The following is an 18,370-nucleotide window of genomic DNA, read 5'->3' as shown; positions in this document are numbered from 1 at the left end:
ATGGGGGTGATGAGAGTCACATATGTAGTATACAAGCGCAGTTCATACATGTATTAAAATGACATGAAATCATAGGTCTGCCAAAAGAAAGCATGATGACAATACAGCCAATTACGCTCAGAACACTATCGAAAAGAAAGCTTAATAAAAGCTGTCGTCCGATGCTGTCCTACAACAAAATAAGCCGTACGTACTTTTACGTATGCTAAAAATTGGCACATGTCACGTCATGCACATGCGCTTCGTATCCTTCTCCCATCCAGACTATACTGTCGGTCCCGGAATTGCACCAGGTCCACCTTCTGCTGATTGTTCAGCATCCGGGTCACGGACTAAGCCATGCTGTGTTCTCAGAAGCGATTCACAAACATGTCATCACCGCCGGTGGGGAATTTCGCCCCGCCCCGAAGGATCTTGCTCTTATTTAATTGAATTAACATTAAACTTGTTACGTATATTAGCACCGACTTCTAAAAAAAGCAAGTTATCTAATCGAAGCTCCTGCTTTGCTTTTGACATATTGAGTGGAGAGTTCCTCAAACCAGGTTTTATCATTCATATGAAGCGCCAGGTCAATCAGATCGGCCAGTTCGTCGACTCCAAGCTGCGTATCATGATCAAAGGTAATGACAGCTGAAGCAACAGGTCCTCGCTCTCCCTCAGAACATGCTTCATAATCCAGTCTTACATCCACATGCCCATCAATAAACTCGCATTTTAGAAAATAAATAATTTCACACATTAAAATAGGGCGCACTTGTGTTTCTAACACGCAATCCATCACCTTGGCAGAATAATGCTGGTTCGTCAGCGTGAATTTGTGTTCTGTTGCCGCCAGCGATGCCCGTCCAAAATCATCCGTAAACTTGAGTTCCACTGGCGTGATGTTCATAACCTTGGGGATTTGCTTCTTTATAATTTCAATTATTTCAACTGTGTTCAGCTTAATCATTACCTGCACCTCATTGCATCTTAAAATTCAGAAGAAGACTTTATAACATACCTTCTATAGGCCTCCACTCCTATATCGGAAATCATTACCTGTTTTTTTATGCTTCAACCCATAAACGCAAAAAAAGATTCCTGGCGCAGCAAGCGCTAGGAATCTCAATCGAACCGGTGCCGAAACAGCGGCTAACAATGTTACACAATTATTATGCAAAAAACAGAATTACAACTCCGAAATTTCATGTTTCTTTTTCAGGATAGTCCAGCGACGCTCAATCTCCTGCTCAAAGGTAGCCAGCGTTGCTTCCTCTTTGAGAAGATGCTTCGTTTTACCCATTAATTTTAGCCATTCTGCGGCTGGAATCCGTTTTCCCTTGTCTTCCGGATTGTACGTAATCGTCGTGCTCCCGTGCTCTATTTCGTACAAAGGAAAGAAGCAAGACTCAACTGCGGCGCCCACAATGCTAGTACCCAATCTATCTTCGGATTTCCAGTTGAGTGGGCAGGCGCACAAAATTTTACCATATGCCGTACCCACGTTGTTGGCGTACCATTGAGCCTTGGCGGCTTTGCGCAGCATATCCTGCGGATGACTTTCGGCTGCTGTAAAGGCATACGGGATGTTACAGGCGGCCATAATTTGCACAGTATCCTTATGATGCCCTTGTTTCCCTTTTTGCATTTTCCCTACACCCGACGTACTCGTCATATGCCCCATTGGAGTGGAGTACGATTGCTGAGAGCCTGTATTCATGTATCCCTCGTTATCATATTCCAGCATGATCAGTTTATGGTTACGCAGAGCCGCACCAATCGCAGAACCCATACCAATATCCATACCGCCGTCACCACTGATCATGATAAAGGTCGGATCATCCGACATCTCAATTTCATTACGTCGCTTCATCTCCATGTAAGCTTCCAGCGCTCCTGAAAGGGTAGCGGCCCCGTTTTGAAAAAGATTATGGATCATCGGTTGCTTGTGTGATGTGTATGGGTACCCTGTCGTCACCACATATACGCAGCCAGTCTGGAACAGTACAACAATGTCGCCTTCAATCCCTTTAAAAAACAGTTCTAGTGCAGACAAGGCTCCACAACCAGGACAAGCCCCATGACCCGGAGTAAGACGGCGTGGTTTGGTTGTTAACGAACGCAGAGGTGGTACCTTGACTTTGAGCTTCCCGGTCGCCTCGTCCGGCGTAACCTGAATCAGACCCGTACGGTATGCATTGCCACGTGGTGGCTGCATGACTTGCGGCATCACCTTGTCCGCTGAACCCGGATTAATCCCGTAATAATCAAAGGGCTTCTCCGCTCGTCCAGCCTCTGCCGCCTCAATCGCAAGCTGGAAGAACGCCTCTGCATCTTCCGCATAAAAATCCTTTCCTCCCAAGCCAAAGATACGGCTCAATACGAGGGTTTGATTCAGTGGGTCCTCCTGCAACGCCGCCTTAATTTCGTGCGTCAAATTACCGCCATCTGATCCGTACGAATCTGCACGTTCACCCACCAACAACGCCTTGACATAACGCAACGCCTCCCGCAGTTGTGCGGCTGGGAACGGCCGGATAATATTCGGACGAATCACACCAGCTTTAATGCCACGCGCACGGAGTTGATCCGCCACATCCTTGGCCGATTCAGCCGCCGAATTCAGCAGAAATACCGCAACCTCAGCATCCTCCATATGATACAGGTCCAAAATCGGATATTCCCGACCGGATAAAGCAGCATATTCTGCTGCTACCTGCTCATATACTCCTTCTGAAAGCTTCAACGCTTCGGACAGTTGAACGTGATTATTCGTCAGGTCATCACCGTTCATATGCGCACCCACAGTGACAGGATGATCAAAATCCGTAATATTCGGATAATTCAGGTTCGGATTGGGGCCTACAAAATCGCGCACGGTCTCTGCATCGGCAAAATATTGCACTTTACGTTTTTGATGAGATGTATAAAAACCGTCGTATGCGACCATTACAGGCAACCGTACATCGCTATGCTCTGCGATTTTCAGGGCTATGATGTTCATATCATACACAGCCTGTGGCGTACTTGCCGCCAAAATGACCCAGCCTGTATTCAAACCATAATACAGGTCCGAATGATCCCCCCGAATATCCAAGGGACCACTGACAGCTCTTGTAACCAGGTTCATAACCATAGGGAAACGGGTACCTGACTGAACAGGCAACTGCTCCAGCATGTACAGGAAACCTTGCGAACTGGTGGCGTTCACAACCCGCGCTCCAGCTGCCGCAGCTCCATAACAAATCCCTGCCGATCCGTGTTCTCCATCGGCTGCAACCAGTTTAATATTATGCTGACCACGCGTTTTCATTTGATCCAGATACTGCGCTACCTCGGTCGATGGAGTGATCGGGAAATATCCCATCATATGATAATTGATCTGCGCAGCCGCCGTAGCTGCCATTTCATTACCGGATTCGAACGTTGTCACTTGTGCGGCGCCCGTCTGTTTGAGTTCCTCCTCCAGTTTTGCCATTACGCACGCCCTCCTTCATATACCGGAAATTGGTGGGCAATACGATGCTGCTCCGCCCAGCCCCATTGCTCGCGACGCGAGCTTAACGCCCCCGATGGGCAAATATCTACACATTTCAGACATCCTTTGCAATACTGGTAATCAATCCCTTGCAAAAACGGCATCATTCTTCCGCGTTTGTCTGCTTGCTCTTCCCATACAAAACAGTAATCCGGGCAGATCGAATCACACTTGGCACAATGGGTACATTTATCAGCTTCATATTCAGGCACATAACCCTGACGTGAACCACTAACATCTCTCGTCATACTGTTTCCCTGAGTCGCAATAACGCCCCCCAGTAATTGCGTTTCGTACCCCAGCATAGGCTGCGGACGTTCAAAAACCCGATCCTGCGCGTCATCCGTAACCGGATATACGTGTAGTTCCATTTCCTCAAATCCACGGTTAAACGTACGCAGATTAGGTTCTACCAACTGTGGATTTTTCTTTTCAAAGGTACTGCGTATAACCGATCTCATTGCTTCCGGGTCCAAGAAATCACAGACACGGAACAAGGCACCCAGCATGGACGTATTCAATTTGGTTCGCTCTTCCAGTGCGATCCCCATTGCATCGACCACTGCTAATGTACCAGATACCAGTCCCAAATCAGCCCGTATTTCTTCTGCCGGACGTGTGGAATTGACCACTACAATCCCATCCGCTGGCAGTCCGCTGATCACATTTACCGTTTTGTATAATGTTTCATGGAAAATGCCTACCACATGCGGTTGCTCAATCGGACTGTGATCCCGAATATCCACCTCCGGCTCACAAAAGCGAACAAAGCTTTTAACCGGACTTCCCTTCTTTTCCGAACCATAGGATGAGAAATTTGAAGCATTCAGCCCCAGACCAAGCACCCCGGTTTCAGCTAACATTTTGCCAGCCAGATTAGCGCCGAGTCCACCAATGGATTCCAGCCGGATTTCAAAAAATCCGAGTCGATTTGTGCGCATTAAAATAGACAATGTGATAAGCCCCCTTCTTTTCCAACTCTTACTGAGCTTGAATACTCATATAAAATAAATGGAAAATGCATTCTTATGAAAAGGCTATCACAACACTTACTTTTCGAATGTGATCTTACGCACTGTAATACCTACGTGATTGTAAAAATCAGCAAACCGTCAAACAAAAGACAACAAAAGCCGCTCTGTCCAAAGACAGAACGGCTTAGATGCAACGCTATTTAAAGGAATTCATATCATACATGTAATGGTAAATTACACGTCAAATACTTTAACCTCTTTCATTTTGTCGCCTTGTTTTACAGCATCAATGAATTCCATACCTTTGGTTACTTTACCAAATACAGTATGTACTCCATCTAAATGTGGCTGTGGAGCGTAGCAAATAAAGAATTGGCTGCCACCTGTGTTGCGACCTGCATGAGCCATGGACAGAACGCCTTTGGCATGCTTGGTTGTATTCGTAGCTGTTTCACAGTCAATGGTGTAGCCAGGACCGCCTGTACCATTACCGATCGGACAACCACCTTGAGCAACAAAGCCCGGGATGACGCGGTGGAAGCTCAATCCGTTGTAGTAACCGCTGTTTGCCAGCTTTTCAAAGTTAGCAACGGTGTTTGGAGCTTCTTCTGGGAAAAAGTCAATTTCGACGATACCGCCGTTTTCAAGATCTATTCTACCTTTTTTCATTGTTTGTATCTCCTTTTCAACCTGTTTTGAGAACTAAATAACATCAAGTTCCAGTTTACTATGAATTGGCGCGCTTAGCAAAGCCTTGTCCAAAAAAAGGGGCCATTGTCCCCGGTCTATGATTACCGACGCAATGGCCTGCTTGATTTTAGAATTCCACAATCAGGACGAAACCGTAATCTTGGCATTGGGCTGAACCACTGAGCTGGCTTGATCACGAACCAAGCGCTGTGGCAAAACATCGTTGCGAACAATATCCTCGTAGGTTTCCCGACGCACTACCAGCTCAGCCTCACCGTTGTTGACAAATACAACTGCTGGTCGGCGTATCCGGTTATAATTGCTCGCCATGGAGTAATTATAAGCTCCGGTTGAGGCTACAGCGAGCAAGTCTCCGCTATTCGGGCGAGGCAGTTCTACATCCCAAATAAGCATATCGCCGCTCTCACAGCATTTGCCTGCAATAGACACTGTTTCTTCGTTCGCATCTTGTGCTCGATTAGCCAGCATCGCTTCATACTTGGCCTGATACAGTGCAGGACGTGGATTATCTGTCATTCCGCCGTCTACGGAAACATATTTACGAACCTGCGGAATATCCTTGATGCTTCCTACCGTATACAAGGTTGTACCTGAATCACCTACAATACTTCGTCCCGGCTCTATCCAAATTTCTGGAAGCTCATCGTAAAGTCCTGAAAAATGAGTTTTCACCGCTTCGCCGATAGCCTGTACATAGGTGGATAGTTTCAGCGGTGTGTCCTCCTCTGTATAACGGATGCCAAATCCACCACCAAGATTAATCACCTTGAAGGAAAACTGAAGCTGCTCCTTAATCTCTCTGCAAAAAGCTGCGACCCGCTCGGCAGCCATTTGGAAGCCATTGACTTCGAAGATTTGCGAACCGATATGAGAATGTACTCCCAGCAGATTAAGATGATCCAGCTTGATAGCCTGTTCCACCGCTTGACGGGCTGTACCATTCGCAATGTCAAAGCCAAATTTTGAATCTTCTTGACCTGTGGCCATATATTCATGCGTATGCGCTTCAACCCCCGGCGTAACCCGCAGTAAAATATTGACCTGTTGTCCTTTTTCAGAGGCGAGAGCCTGTAACAAATGCAATTCCATCTTGCTATCAACGACGAAGCAGCCAATGTGCGCCTCTAACGCCATTTCAATTTCTTCCGGCGTCTTGTTATTGCCATGAAAATGGATTCGTTCTGCCGGGAATCCTGCTTGCAGCGCTGTGAACAGCTCTCCGCTGGAAACAACGTCAAGCGACATTCCTTCTTCAGCAGCTAAAGCGCACATGGCCATAACACAAAATGCTTTGCTTGCATAAGCCACTTGAAACTTTAAACCGGTCTCACGAAATGCTTCTATAAATTCCCGGCAACGCCGGCGGACTAACTGTTCGTCTACAATATATAGCGGCGTGCCAAAACGCTCTTTCAAAAGCGTGGTATCACATCCACCAATCTCCAAATGTCCATTGCTGTTAATTTTACTGCTTCCATGCAAATACATGTTCTGGCGCCTCTCTTTCTGGAACAAGCTAGTCATATTCCATCGAATGTTTACACCAGTATAGCAAAAAAAACATCAAGAACAATGGATTTTTATGCAGATCATTTATATTAATGCTCCTGTCCATTGCCTGAGTTCGAATCTGTGTTGGCATCCGTATGGGGCATACGCGTATTGTCCCTCGTTTTATTAAATGACGGGCGGTTAGGCGCATCAAGTACAGGCATACGGAACAAGATGGAAGCTAACGCTTTAGCATTAAAAGGAATGAACGGCCACAAATATGAAGAATTATATGACCGATGCAGCGTCAGCATCAAAATGATCAGTGTCGTGCCGACGACAAAGCCTGGTACGTGAAAAATAGCAACAGCAACCAGCAGGAATAGTCGAATCAGTCTATTCGCCAGTCCCAACTCATAGCTCGGTGTTGCGAACATCCCTATGGCAGCAACAGCCATGTACAAGACGACCTCATTTACGAACAGTCCTGTCTTAACCGCTATATCACCAACCAGAATGGCTGCAATCAATCCCATAGCGGAAGCCAGTGGTGTCGGGGTATGCACAGCTGCCATTCGCATAAGATCGACCCCTAGTTCCACAATGATAAATTGGGCAATCAGCGGAAGATGAGCTTCCTTCTGAGGACCAATAAAATCGAGAAACGCCGGTTTTAACTCGGGATTGATGACCATTAGCAGCCACATCGGAAGCAGAAACATTGAGGCGAATATGCCTAAAAAACGCACCCAGCGTAAATAGCTACCCATAAAAGCGGTTTGCCGATTCTCTTCTGCATGCTGGCACAGGTCAAAAAAAGTGGTAGGCAAAATCATTACGCTGGGTGAGGTATCAACGAAAATAACGAGCCTTCCTTCCATAATATGCGAAGCCACAACATCTGGTCGCTCTGAATATCGTACTAATGGATATGGATTCCAACCTTTATTGATAATTGTCTCCTCTAATTGCTTATCGGCCAGAGGAATACCATCCAGATTAACATTTTTAATTTTGTCTCGTACCGTATCCACCATGACCTTATCCACAATATCATCAATGTAGCCCAAGCATACATCTGTTCGGGTTCGGCGTCCGACCTGCATAGCCTCAAATTTAAGTCCGGGGTCTCGCAAACGCCGACGCACTAAACCTACATTCGTAAGCATCGTTTCCGTAAAACCATCGCGTGCACCGCGCACGACTCTCTCCAAGGAAGGTTCTTCTGGACTCCGTACCGGGTAATTACGAGTATCCAGAATAACAGAAAAACGCTCGCCTTCCATGAAGAGAGCACTCATTCCCGTCAACACCTTGTTTATGACGACGGACATCTTATCCGTCTTCTCCACCTGTATATGTGGAATAAAATTTTCAAAATACGCTTGGAGTCCAGCTGAAGTCATGTCATCCGGCGTCAGATAGGTAAGCCGCTTTAGCACCTCAAGCATGATCTGATCCTTGGCAAAGGTATTCAGGAACAGATACCCAATATGGCGGCCACCTGTTGTCATTTCTCTGAACACAACATCAAAGGTTTCTCCCAAACCCAATACCATTTTAAGAGTTTCACGATTTTCCTTCATCTTTGGCGAAATATCATCCTCAACCTGCCAATAACGAATGGATTCCTCTACATTATCAGAACGCTCGCTTTCTTTTTTGTGCTTAAGACGAGCGGCTTCCTGCTCCTGCTTTTGCTTCCAGGAGCCCGAACTTTCCCCATCAGTCTTATTTTCCCTTCCTATTGCTCCGTCTCCATGATAATGCTCCTGCTGATCCTGATCCGTTCTGTGATCCATATCTCTTGCCCCCTTCTTCTTCGCTATTAACGGTTGTATACAAACCAATCAAATAAGGAACCCGTTACCTTGCCAAGCACCATTGCCATTAACAGACCGAACATGTATACAGTCATATGGAGTCGCTTGGCCAGTATGGGCAGGAGATTCAGCACCTCTGTCAGAGCCGCGGCGAGCAAGCCAATAAACACTCCGCAAAATAGCCCGGGTATCCATGTAAACATGCCCGGTAATGGCAAGCAAATGTTCCAAAAATCGGCCACGGTTCCCACCACTGAACCTAAAATCATCGCCTTTTCGTATGCACGTGATTTTTTATACGTCCGGGTGAGTTGTGCTAATCGCGGCATGATATCCAGCACAATAAAAAAAGCAATCACACCGCTACCTACCGCCAGCCCCCCAGCGATACCCAAAATAATCTGAAGTGCACCCTGTACAAATATCATGGTTTCTTATCCTTTGTCTGCAAACGAGCCATCTTTTCATACTCCTCTGCAACAACATACTGATCCACATTTTCCTGATACAGATACATTTCCACCTCCAGGGGGGTCGGCTCCTCATTCCATTTTTTCTTGAACAAGTGATTAAAAAATACGATCATGCCAAAGCCGATGCCGATCGAGTAAGCAATTTGGAACAAGTACGGATGCTCATCCTTTTGTCCCGTAATCATCTCCACAATCCGAACCTGTACCTCCATCATGCTAACGTCAGCATGAAAGTTCATAATCGTCAGCGCAGAGCCAAAAAACAGCAGCAACCATACTAACACGAACAGTATTTTGGATGGCTTACGGGGTCTTTCCACGAGTTCCACAAGTACATGCGGTTTCCCGAGAGATTCAACTACGACTCCCGGAATATGATCTCTAATTTTTGATATGATTTGTAGCATGTCCACCAGTATCAGGTTACCGTCCTGCTTCTGCGGCCGCTTGAGAACAAGCTCAAGCAGATCCTTTTCCCATTCGGGCTCCGTCAGCAGGTGGGCTACATCGCCCAAATGTAAATCCTGCCCTTGGATCATACGCACACGGCTGCGGAGCCGCAAGTAGACAATAGGAGCCGGACTATGATTCATCCGATTCCCTCCTTATCCTCGTAATTACCGATTAGTATGGGGCGAAGCAAGCAAACCTATTCTGTGTATTGTCTTTTGTCACACGCAAAAAAGAGTACTCCTGGCCATTAAAATGGCTTTGGAATACTCTTTAGAATGCGTTAGTATAAGGATTTCACTCACTAAAATCCTGTCTTCATTATTGGGCAATCTGATCGCGGATCAGTTGTAAAATCTTTTTTTCCAATCGTGATACCTGCACCTGAGAAATGCCAAGACGACTTGCAACCTCTGACTGAGTCTGATCCCGGTAATAACGCAGGTACACAATCAATCGCTCCCGTTCAGATAATCCGTCAATGGCCTCATTCAGCGCCAGCTTGTCGAACCATCTTTCCTGCGATTCGTCGGCAATCTGATCCATAAGTGTAATCGGGTCTCCGTCATTTTCAAACACTGTTTCGTGAATGGAGGTAGGTGGCTTATTGGCCTCCTGCGCAAAAACAACATCCTCCGGTGTCACTCCCAGCTCATCAGCAACCTCCTTGACTGTAGGCAGGCGATTGAGCCGTTTGGACAGTTCGTCCTTCATTTTGCGGACCTTATTGGCTGTTTCCTTCAAGGAACGGCTAACCTTGAGTGTACCATCGTCTCGAAGGAAGCGTTGAATCTCACCAATAATCATTGGTACTGCATATGTTGAAAATTTGACTTCGTAGCTGAGATCGAATTTATCCACCGATTTTAACAATCCGATGCAACCAATTTGAAAAAGATCGTCAGGTTCATACCCCCGGTTCATAAAGCGCTGCACGACAGACCAGACGAGCCGGATATTACTATTGACCAGTGTCTCACGAGCCTCATTATCACCAGATTGACTCAGTGCGATAAGCCGCTTGACTTCTGTATCCTCCAAATAGCTGTGCGAAGTTTTTTTTCCTCCTGCTTCCATAGGATCAACTCCTAATTATATAAAGCTTTCTTGGATTCAATCCTTTTCTTCATCCGGACCGACGTGCCTCCGCCCGGCTCACTGACTGCTTCGAACTCATCCATGAAATTTTCCATAATCGTAAAGCCCATGCCGGAACGTTCCAATTCAGGCTTGGACGTATAGAGAGGCTGCTTGGCCAGCTCCAGATCCTCAATTCCCCGTCCTGCGTCCTCAACGACCAACGTGATCACGTCCGCTTCAATTCCGACTTTAATCGTTACGACACCTGACGGATCACTGTCATAGCCGTGAATAATACTGTTTGTCACCGCTTCAGACACAACGGTCTTCAAATCGCTAAGCTCATCCATTGTGGGATCAAGCCTGGAAATGAAGGCTGCCACAGCCACGCGGGCAAATGCTTCATTTTCCGATTTTGCGGCAAACTGCAAGCTCATGAAATTGTTCCCCGTGCCTTCTCTCATGACACAACCTCCAGTTCCGTGAGCGCATTTACCTCGTTGTCATAAATGGGCATGATTTTAAACAAGCCTGACATATCCAGCAGTCGATGTACCGGCGGATTGACATCACAGACTGCCATTTTCCCGCCCTTTTGCTTGATCAGTTTGTATCGTCCCAAGATAACGCCAAGGCCGGAACTATCCATAAACTGAAGATTCTTCAGACTGAGCACGATATGCTCGCATTGCCGGCGCTGAATCGCCTCATCCATTTGCATACGGACCATATCCGACGTATGGTGATCAAGTTCACCAGACAGCCTTACAATAAGTACTCCCCGGTGATGCTCCATTTCAATTTGCAGGTTCATGCTTACTCACTCTCCTCCCGGTCTTGGACAAGGATTTCTACGTAGTCGCAGACGATTCCTGCCCTCCGACAAAACTAGAAGAAAACCCCGTTAAATCTACAAAGAAAATAGGTTCGACATGGTACGTTTAAACAATTTCCACCAGCCGGCCTTCTCGATAGCCACAGGCGAAGTGATATTAAACTCCTTAAGACGTTGTCCATTCTGATAGACGACCAGCTTACCAACGGGGTCACCCACCCGGACAGGAGCTTTAAGGCTTGGGGTCAACTGTAGCTCGTGACGCAGCGTTTGTTTGTTGCCGCCTTTTTTCACCAGCACACTGTAAGAACGGTCAGCCTGAATTTCCAGCTCTGGCAATACACCTTTTTCAACTTTTACACTGCCCAGCTTTTCACCTGGCTTATATATGGATTTCATTGTATATTGAGAAAATGCGTAATCGAACATGGAAGAAACCTCATTATTGCGTATCTTCGTGTTCGGCTCACCAAGTACGACAGCTACGACACGTAAGCCATCACGCTTCGCCGTAGCGGAAAGACAGAACTTTGCTTCTGACGTATAGCCCGTTTTCAGACCATCTGCTCCGGTATAGAAGCGAACAAGCTTATTCGTATTCACCAGCCAAAAGGGCTTGACCGAGGATTTGCGCAAATAGTCCTGATAAGCTCCCGTATATTTCGTAATGTGCGGATATTTCAACAGTTCCCGGCTCATAACCGCAATATCATGCGCAGAGGAATAGTGATTTTCTACGGGTAAACCGTTGCAATTGGCAAAATGCGTATCTTTGAGTCCAAGCTGCTGCACCTTGGCGTTCATCATCTCGACAAAATCCTGTTCAGAACCTGCAATTTTCTCAGCCATCGCTACAGAGGCGTCGTTGCCCGAAGCCATCGCAATTCCCTTCAGCATCTCATCGACCGTCATTTCTTCTCCCGGCTCTAAGAAAATTTGCGAGCCTCCCATTGAAGACGCATACTCACTGGCCCGTACTTTATCGGTCAGCTTGAGCTTGCCATCATGAATGGCCTCCATTGTTAGCAGCATCGTCATGATCTTAGTGATGCTTGCTGGAGGAAGCTTTTCACGACTGTTTTTTTCATAGATGACTGTGCCTGTATCTGCATCCATCAAGATCGCCGAAAGGGCCTCGGGAGCCAGCTCAGCTGCTGAACCTACTTTGGTTTTGCTTTCAGGTCTGCTTTCTTCGGCCCAACCGCCGACAGGGACGGCAGTCAAGGCTACCAGACAAGCCAGGATGAACGCCACCACTTTTTTCTTCACAATCGGTCCCCTCCTCAACATATTGGCGTAAAGAGCCGGAGCCCATTTACTGATCTCTCCGGTCTATTCGCGTGCTGCTAACCATTGTCGTCAGAATGAAAGAAAAATATTCCATATGAATAAAAACATCAAATAGCACCAAGCTGAGCCAGCATGGTGCGTATTTCCCGATATATATACGACATAACATCTATCGTCTGTAAAAATGACCTATAAAAATCGTCTAAATCCGGCTAACGGTAAGATAGGTAATACCCCCACCCGGTAAAATATCCACTGCATTTTGACTAAACACCCGTATATCAATAAAAGAATTCGCTTCGAGTCTAAGTTCCATTGCTCCACTCAATGCACCATAGTTCAGTCCGCCAATCACCCTGTCATCGAGATAAGCATAGGCAGAACTTCCGGTTAGCTGCTCATCATTCAAGTGAAGTGCCAGCCGTGTCCGGTTACCATCTATTTGGGGATCGGTCGAAATGTAGACTTGTATTCTGTATTTCCCAGCTCGCTTGGCTCGCCATCGGCTATTCGAACCATCGAATTCGGTCAACTCATCATGATTGATTTGATTAAACCTTACTTTCTGCCAGTTACCTGCAGGGATATTTTGCCTTGAACCAAGATAGGCTTTGACAAAGGTTTCATTCAAATGTTCTATACCGTTATTCGAATATTTTTCTACGAGCAACAAAGCTTGCCCTGTCCCATGATTCTCGTCATAACGATGATTGCTATAGCTAAAATCCAAATGTGAGCGAAGTGTCACCTGTTGTGTGGAGGAGCTGCCAGAGAAACAAATAAGCTGTTTGAGATTACGGGGATATCCGCCCACCTCGTCCACCAAAACTTTTTTGCCAATGACCACATCCACAAAATAATTGCACACCGATTGGGTGTCATCGTATTTGTCTGCTATCGCCAAAATAGAGTCGCGCAGGGCAACATTTTTGGTTTCTTTTGTAGCACCAATTTGAATAAAAGAAGGTACTGTCATCTTGTGTTCTCTGCTTAGTCCTTCGAACCAGCAGCCTAAAAATTCTGCATTCATAAAATCATTTATTAAAATGGGAATATCACTGGAGCTCCCATCCTTAATGTGCTGACTAGCCATAAATCTCGCCCCGTTAGAACTATTCAGGTCCAGCGCCGTATCGTTCCCGAGCGTAAAAAGCGCAATGCTTGTAAACTGTGAACTTCTGTTCTGCAAGTGAATCCCTATTTTATTGTAATTTATCTCCGTGCATTTAAATAAGTTCACATCACTTTCATAGCCCCAAAAAGCCGTTTCAAAATGCTCAATCAACACGTTATCCAGGACAACGCCGCCGCCCTTCCAGTCCTGAATGCCCATAGTCCCTTTGCCATAATACCCGCGCTTCACTGACTGCGAAAACGGATTATTTAAGGTGGCTCTGTCGGTCCCTTCGTACCGGATCGATAAGTCATGGAACTGCACATTTTGAAAGCCACTAAACGATGGCAGACTTTCGTCTCCAATTTGGAAACAAGGACCCGTACCATAATATTCAATCGAAGTAACTCCCTTACCCTGTCGGTATCTGCCCTTATGAATCCCAAAAATGCGCACACCCTGCTTGCGAATCTGAAGGGTAGATGTTATTTTGTATCGACCACTGGGGATGTGAAGAATGGAGTAATCGGGAGTCTTGTTAATCAATTCTTGCAAAGCTGCCGTGTCGTCCTGAATACCATCACCAGCAGCTCCAAACCAGCTTACGTTTACACTGCGTTCCATGAATTCTTTTTCAATGGCTTTAAAATTGTCATTTAATTGCTGAGGCGTTAACTCTTTGCCCGTACCACTCAAATTCAACTTCAAACGGTCTGTAAAATCCGTCACCCAAACACCCCCATTGTTAAAAACGTGAAAATACTTTCAGACTATACCGAAGAATTCTTCATTTTCTTAGCATGGACTGAGTATATGCACAATAAGGCTTGCTCTAGGTCGCGAAAAATGAAAATAAATATTTTATTATGATTGTACAAGAAGATACATTTTGTATATTATAGATACATAACGTATCTAGGCGGTGAAACCGTGAAACACATACTCACAGTAGCCGGTTTACTGGCTTTCTCGATTCCCTTTGCCTGTCAGGGTTTGTCTCCCAGAGTGATCACGATTTCCCTGCTTATCTTGTTGTTCAGCTACACCATGCTTCTGCCTTCACTCAAGTCATTAATCGCAATCCTAGCTGATAATCCGTTGCTGACCTTACTTATGATGTACATCGCCGCTTCCTGTTTATGGGCTGAACAAGAGCAAACTTCTTCTGTACTAATGGTTGTTAAATTTCTTGCCTTCTCTACCTTTGGATTCTATCTGGTCACCCATTATACAGCACAGGGCTGCATACGCCTCTTAGTCGTTACATTAAGTATCCTGAGCGTACTCAATCTACTTGCCGTCGTACTCGTTCCTTCCTTTGCCATTCATGGCGGCGTAGAGCATACTGGACTGTGGAAGGGAATCTCTGGTCATAAAAATACACTTGGAACCCTCTCGCTGTTAAGTTTTGTTTCACATGTCATATATTTTTTCAGGGGCACACGCAAAGCCTTACATACTGGCTTCATCTTACTCAATGCCTTATTGCTCATCGAATGCCAGTCTACCACCTCATTGGTGCTGACATCTTCACTCTTCGTATTTATTTTATTTATATTGTTATTTAAAAGAATTCGAAGCATCGCGTTGCGGGGGTTCTTTGTTAGCTGTTCCTGCTTACTTGTTCTGTTGGGTTTGGCACTTACCTTTACCTATGGAGATGCGATTGCCTCGGAATTCGGAAAAACAACAACCTTAACCGGAAGAACGGAAATTTGGCAGGGAATTGATGGTGCTATTCAGAGCCACTACTGGTTCGGACATGGTTATGGCTCCTTCTGGGCAGCCCGGCCCAGCATTTATGCGAACGGCATCCGCTTTGATCTGACAAGCAGCCATAGCGGCTTTCGAGATCTGTGGATCGATGTGGGTCTTATAGGACTACTCGCAACGGTTATACTCGTCGTAACTACCTTATTTAAAATCAGAATCGGCAAAACAGATATGTATACATGGCTGACGGCAGCTGTTTTTTTCCTGTTCATCGTATTGAACAATATAACGGATAGCCGTTTTCTAAACTCATTAGCCATTTACTGGATTATTTTCATGGTCATTGTGATCAAGGTGCAAGAGCGACATAGACTAACTGTAGCAGAAAAAGCGAATACAGCTACTTGGAGCACGCGCCCTCTTCACTAGGCGATCATACTCAGCTCAACCATGGTATGTAAAAAGAACCCCGTATCCCACGCCATTAAAAGGCGCTCGGATATGGGGTTCTTTGGAGATGCCCACCGTTTCGAATGGAAAATTATACTCCATCTACATTTGTGGAATAATCGCCAGTACCAATTTCAAAAATTGTTCACGTACCTTCTCTGCTGTCTCCATCACTTCACCATGAGACAAAGGCTGGTCGAGAATGCCTGCAGCCATATTGGTGATACAGGAGAAGCCTAGTACCTCAATCCCCGCATGACGAGCTACAATAACCTCAGACACGGTCGACATCCCTACTGCGTCTGCTCCCAGTGTACGCAGCATAACGATTTCAGCAGGCGTCTCATAGTTGGGTCCCAGCAATCCGGCATATACACCTTCCTGCAGGCTGAAGCCTTGTCGGGTAGCCGTTTGTTTGGCAATTTCACGTAAGCGGCGGCTGTACGCCTCCGACATATCTGGGAAACGAACACCCAGAGCAGCATCGTTCGGGCCAATCAACGGATTTTGTCCGGTTAAATTCAGATGATCCGAGATGACCATCAGATCGCCTGCTTTGTAGGAAGTATTTACACCACCTGCGGCATTCGTCACCAGCAGGCTTTGAATCCCCAACTGCTTCATTACCCGAACAGGGAAAGCTGTCAGCTGTGGACCATAGCCCTCATACATATGAAAGCGCCCCTTCATCATGACAACGGCGCGACCTCCAATTGTGCCTAACAGTAACTCCCCCTCGTGGCCTTCTACCGTTGATACGGGAAAATGGGGAATATCCTGATAAGGAATACTAACTCCATCTTGAATCAAATCGGCCAAAATACCGAGGCCCGATCCCAGAATAAGACCAATCTCTGGGCTTATTCCGCTCTTAGCACGGATATAGTCTGCTGCTTCCTGAATTGTAGCTTGGTTGGCTGTTGACATTCATATCTCTCCTGACTTGTACAATCGTAAAGTTATAGTCATTATCACATTTTCTATGACAGCAAAGCGACGTTACGTTTAATCATTGCTTTCATGAGAAGTGCGGTTACCGCCGTGCGGGTGATGCAATTCATATACTTCCTTCATGTTCCGTCTAGCTGTCTGCGCATATACCTGCGTCGTTGACAGATCAGCATGACCCAGCATTTCCTGTACAGAGCGTAAGTCCGCTCCGCCCTCCAGCATATGTACCGCAAAGGAGTGTCGCAGCGTATGGGGCGTGATATCCTTGCTTATGCCTGCTTCCTGAGCGTACTTCTTAATTATTTTCCAAAAGCCCTGTCTACTGAGCCGCTGACCCGATACATTCAAGAACAAGGCTTCCTGCTCTGCTTGAGCCTCTTCACCCTGCCCGGGTCGCAGCAACGCTGGACGCTGCTCGTCCAAGTAGGCTTGTGCCCACTGTGATGCCTCACGACTGATCGGTACAACACGCTCCTTGCCCGCCTCGCCGCCACAGTGCACAAAGCGCAAATCGATGCGCACATCACAGACGTTCAGGGCAATCAGTTCTGATACGCGGATGCCCGTCGCGTACAGCAACTCTAGCATCGCCTTATCTCGTCCCCCTTGCGGGGCACTCACATCCGGCGCTGCCAGCAAACGATCTATTTCATCCTGCGATAACACCGAGGGCTTCTTTTTAGCGGCTTTGGGCAGTTCCACCAGAACGGAAGGATCATGGATCGCGATTCCCTCCCGAATGAGAAAATGAAAAAAGGAGCGTATAGAGGCGACGCTACGTGAAATTGTCGCCGCGGCTTTTCCCTGTTCCTTCAGACGCCCCAAATACAGCACTAGATGTGACCGCTGTACATTATCCGGCTGCTCAAGACCACAGCTTTCTGCAAACTCAGTAAACTGCTGTACGTCCCGTTGATACGCTTCCAATGTGCTGCGCGACAAACCCTTTTCCTCTTCCATATATTGAACGAAAGGTTGAATATACATTTTCATGAGTTCCAAAACTCTCCTTGTCCTGCATACAGCGATTCCGTTGTTGCGCCTGCTTCTTCATGTGCGACCTTCATATCATCATCTCATTAAGATGATTACATAAACTACTCACCATACCAATAAAAGAAACGTAAACGTTCCAACACCGCTACTCGTTGCTCGGACCCATCATTCACTGTTTGTCCGCCAAATACCTTAACTGCATGTCCTTCCGGTATTCGGTAATGATCTACAGGTGATATCCAATCTGTAAACAGCCTGAGGCTATAAAAGAACATACATGCCAACACCCCAAACAAGATCAGCAAGCGCAGCCATTGTAGTCCTCTCCGCAATGATAGTACCATGTGGATCAGCCGCCTTTTCCCAAAATGTAGTCCCTATTTAGGGCTCTCTATGGAAGGGTATGACAAGCTATTCTGTTTTATACCACATGATCCCATACAGCAAATTCCGAACCAAAAAAGCTCTCCCGAACGCATCTTCGTCGGTGAGAGCTTGG

General features: G+C 46.4%; 17 protein-coding genes and 1 riboswitch. Of the genes, 1 reads left to right on the top strand and 16 read right to left on the bottom strand.

Annotation, left to right across the window (positions count from 1 at the left end; genetic code table 11):
• Nucleotides 1-243 precede the first annotated feature (243 nt).
• Nucleotides 244-416: riboswitch (FMN riboswitch) on the bottom strand.
• Nucleotides 417-484: 68 nt separating this feature from the next.
• The 13 genes from ACXHJ1_RS17310 to ACXHJ1_RS17250 form a co-directional block, all read right to left on the bottom strand.
• Entirely contained in the window at nt 485-952 is a 468-nt protein-coding gene (locus ACXHJ1_RS17310) for an IDEAL domain-containing protein (protein ID WP_016822245.1), read from the bottom strand.
• Between the two features lie 219 nt (nt 953-1,171).
• A complete protein-coding gene (locus ACXHJ1_RS17305) occupies nt 1,172-3,460 on the bottom strand; it encodes a thiamine pyrophosphate-dependent enzyme (RefSeq protein ID WP_457904958.1) in 2,289 nt (762 codons plus the stop codon).
• The gene (locus ACXHJ1_RS17300) at nt 3,460-4,473 is read right to left on the bottom strand and encodes a 2-oxoacid:acceptor oxidoreductase family protein (RefSeq protein ID WP_457904957.1); all 1,014 of its coding nucleotides are present in this window, start codon (nt 4,471-4,473) and stop codon (nt 3,460-3,462) included. The genes ACXHJ1_RS17305 and ACXHJ1_RS17300 overlap by 1 nt, the downstream gene beginning before the upstream one ends.
• Nucleotides 4,474-4,728: 255 nt before the next feature.
• Complete coding sequence (locus ACXHJ1_RS17295) at nt 4,729-5,163, bottom strand: peptidylprolyl isomerase (RefSeq protein ID WP_013310775.1); 435 nt, start codon at nt 5,161-5,163, stop codon at nt 4,729-4,731.
• Between the two features lie 162 nt (nt 5,164-5,325).
• On the bottom strand, nt 5,326-6,693 hold the full coding sequence (gene lysA, locus ACXHJ1_RS17290) for a diaminopimelate decarboxylase (protein WP_016822250.1): 1,368 nt from the start codon (nt 6,691-6,693) through the stop codon (nt 5,326-5,328).
• Nucleotides 6,694-6,803: 110 nt separating this feature from the next.
• Complete coding sequence (locus ACXHJ1_RS17285) at nt 6,804-8,498, bottom strand: spore germination protein (protein WP_107733410.1); 1,695 nt, start codon at nt 8,496-8,498, stop codon at nt 6,804-6,806.
• A 26-nt stretch (nt 8,499-8,524) separates the two neighbouring features.
• Entirely contained in the window at nt 8,525-8,947 is a 423-nt protein-coding gene (locus ACXHJ1_RS17280; RefSeq protein WP_107733409.1) for a stage V sporulation protein AB, read from the bottom strand.
• Nucleotides 8,944-9,585 (bottom strand): stage V sporulation protein AA, encoded by a 642-nt coding sequence (locus tag ACXHJ1_RS17275; RefSeq protein WP_016822253.1) that lies wholly within the window; start codon nt 9,583-9,585, stop codon nt 8,944-8,946. The genes ACXHJ1_RS17280 and ACXHJ1_RS17275 overlap by 4 nt, the downstream gene beginning before the upstream one ends.
• Before the next feature lie 178 nt (nt 9,586-9,763).
• Entirely contained in the window at nt 9,764-10,519 is a 756-nt protein-coding gene (sigF, locus tag ACXHJ1_RS17270; RefSeq protein ID WP_107733408.1) for an RNA polymerase sporulation sigma factor SigF, read from the bottom strand.
• A gap of 11 nt (nt 10,520-10,530) precedes the next feature.
• The gene (gene spoIIAB, locus ACXHJ1_RS17265) at nt 10,531-10,986 is read right to left on the bottom strand and encodes an anti-sigma F factor (RefSeq protein ID WP_013310781.1); all 456 of its coding nucleotides are present in this window, start codon (nt 10,984-10,986) and stop codon (nt 10,531-10,533) included.
• Entirely contained in the window at nt 10,983-11,336 is a 354-nt protein-coding gene (spoIIAA, locus tag ACXHJ1_RS17260) for an anti-sigma F factor antagonist (protein WP_016822255.1), read from the bottom strand. The genes spoIIAB and spoIIAA overlap by 4 nt, the downstream gene beginning before the upstream one ends.
• A gap of 96 nt (nt 11,337-11,432) precedes the next feature.
• Nucleotides 11,433-12,626, bottom strand: a complete 1,194-nt coding sequence (locus ACXHJ1_RS17255; protein ID WP_457904956.1) for a D-alanyl-D-alanine carboxypeptidase family protein — start codon at nt 12,624-12,626, stop codon at nt 11,433-11,435.
• Nucleotides 12,627-12,849: 223 nt separating this feature from the next.
• A complete protein-coding gene (locus tag ACXHJ1_RS17250) occupies nt 12,850-14,490 on the bottom strand; it encodes a glycosyl hydrolase family 28-related protein (RefSeq protein WP_457904955.1) in 1,641 nt (546 codons plus the stop codon).
• 201 nt (nt 14,491-14,691) lie between these two features.
• Here ACXHJ1_RS17250 and ACXHJ1_RS17245 point away from each other — a divergent pair, with 201 nt between their 5' ends.
• On the top strand, nt 14,692-15,903 hold the full coding sequence (locus ACXHJ1_RS17245; protein WP_025365148.1) for an O-antigen ligase family protein: 1,212 nt from the start codon (nt 14,692-14,694) through the stop codon (nt 15,901-15,903).
• 123 nt (nt 15,904-16,026) lie between these two features.
• Here the strand turns inward: ACXHJ1_RS17245 and ACXHJ1_RS17240 are convergent, their stop codons facing one another.
• From ACXHJ1_RS17240 to ACXHJ1_RS17230, 3 genes are all read right to left on the bottom strand, one after another.
• A complete protein-coding gene (locus ACXHJ1_RS17240; protein ID WP_457904954.1) occupies nt 16,027-16,851 on the bottom strand; it encodes a purine-nucleoside phosphorylase in 825 nt (274 codons plus the stop codon).
• 78 nt (nt 16,852-16,929) lie between these two features.
• Nucleotides 16,930-17,868: a site-specific tyrosine recombinase XerD gene (gene xerD, locus ACXHJ1_RS17235; RefSeq protein ID WP_107733405.1), complete on the bottom strand. Its 939-nt coding sequence runs from the start codon at nt 17,866-17,868 to the stop codon at nt 16,930-16,932.
• A 104-nt stretch (nt 17,869-17,972) separates the two neighbouring features.
• Nucleotides 17,973-18,215 carry a YqzK family protein gene (locus ACXHJ1_RS17230; protein WP_017427515.1) on the bottom strand — a complete coding sequence of 81 codons (243 nt, stop codon included), beginning with the start codon at nt 18,213-18,215 and terminating at the stop codon, nt 17,973-17,975.
• Nucleotides 18,216-18,370: the final 155 nt, after the last annotated feature.

Source organism: Paenibacillus sp. ALE2, assembly GCF_054113385.1.
The sequence above is the reverse complement of the archived record's forward strand: the minus strand, read 5'-3'. Positions and strand labels throughout refer to the sequence as shown.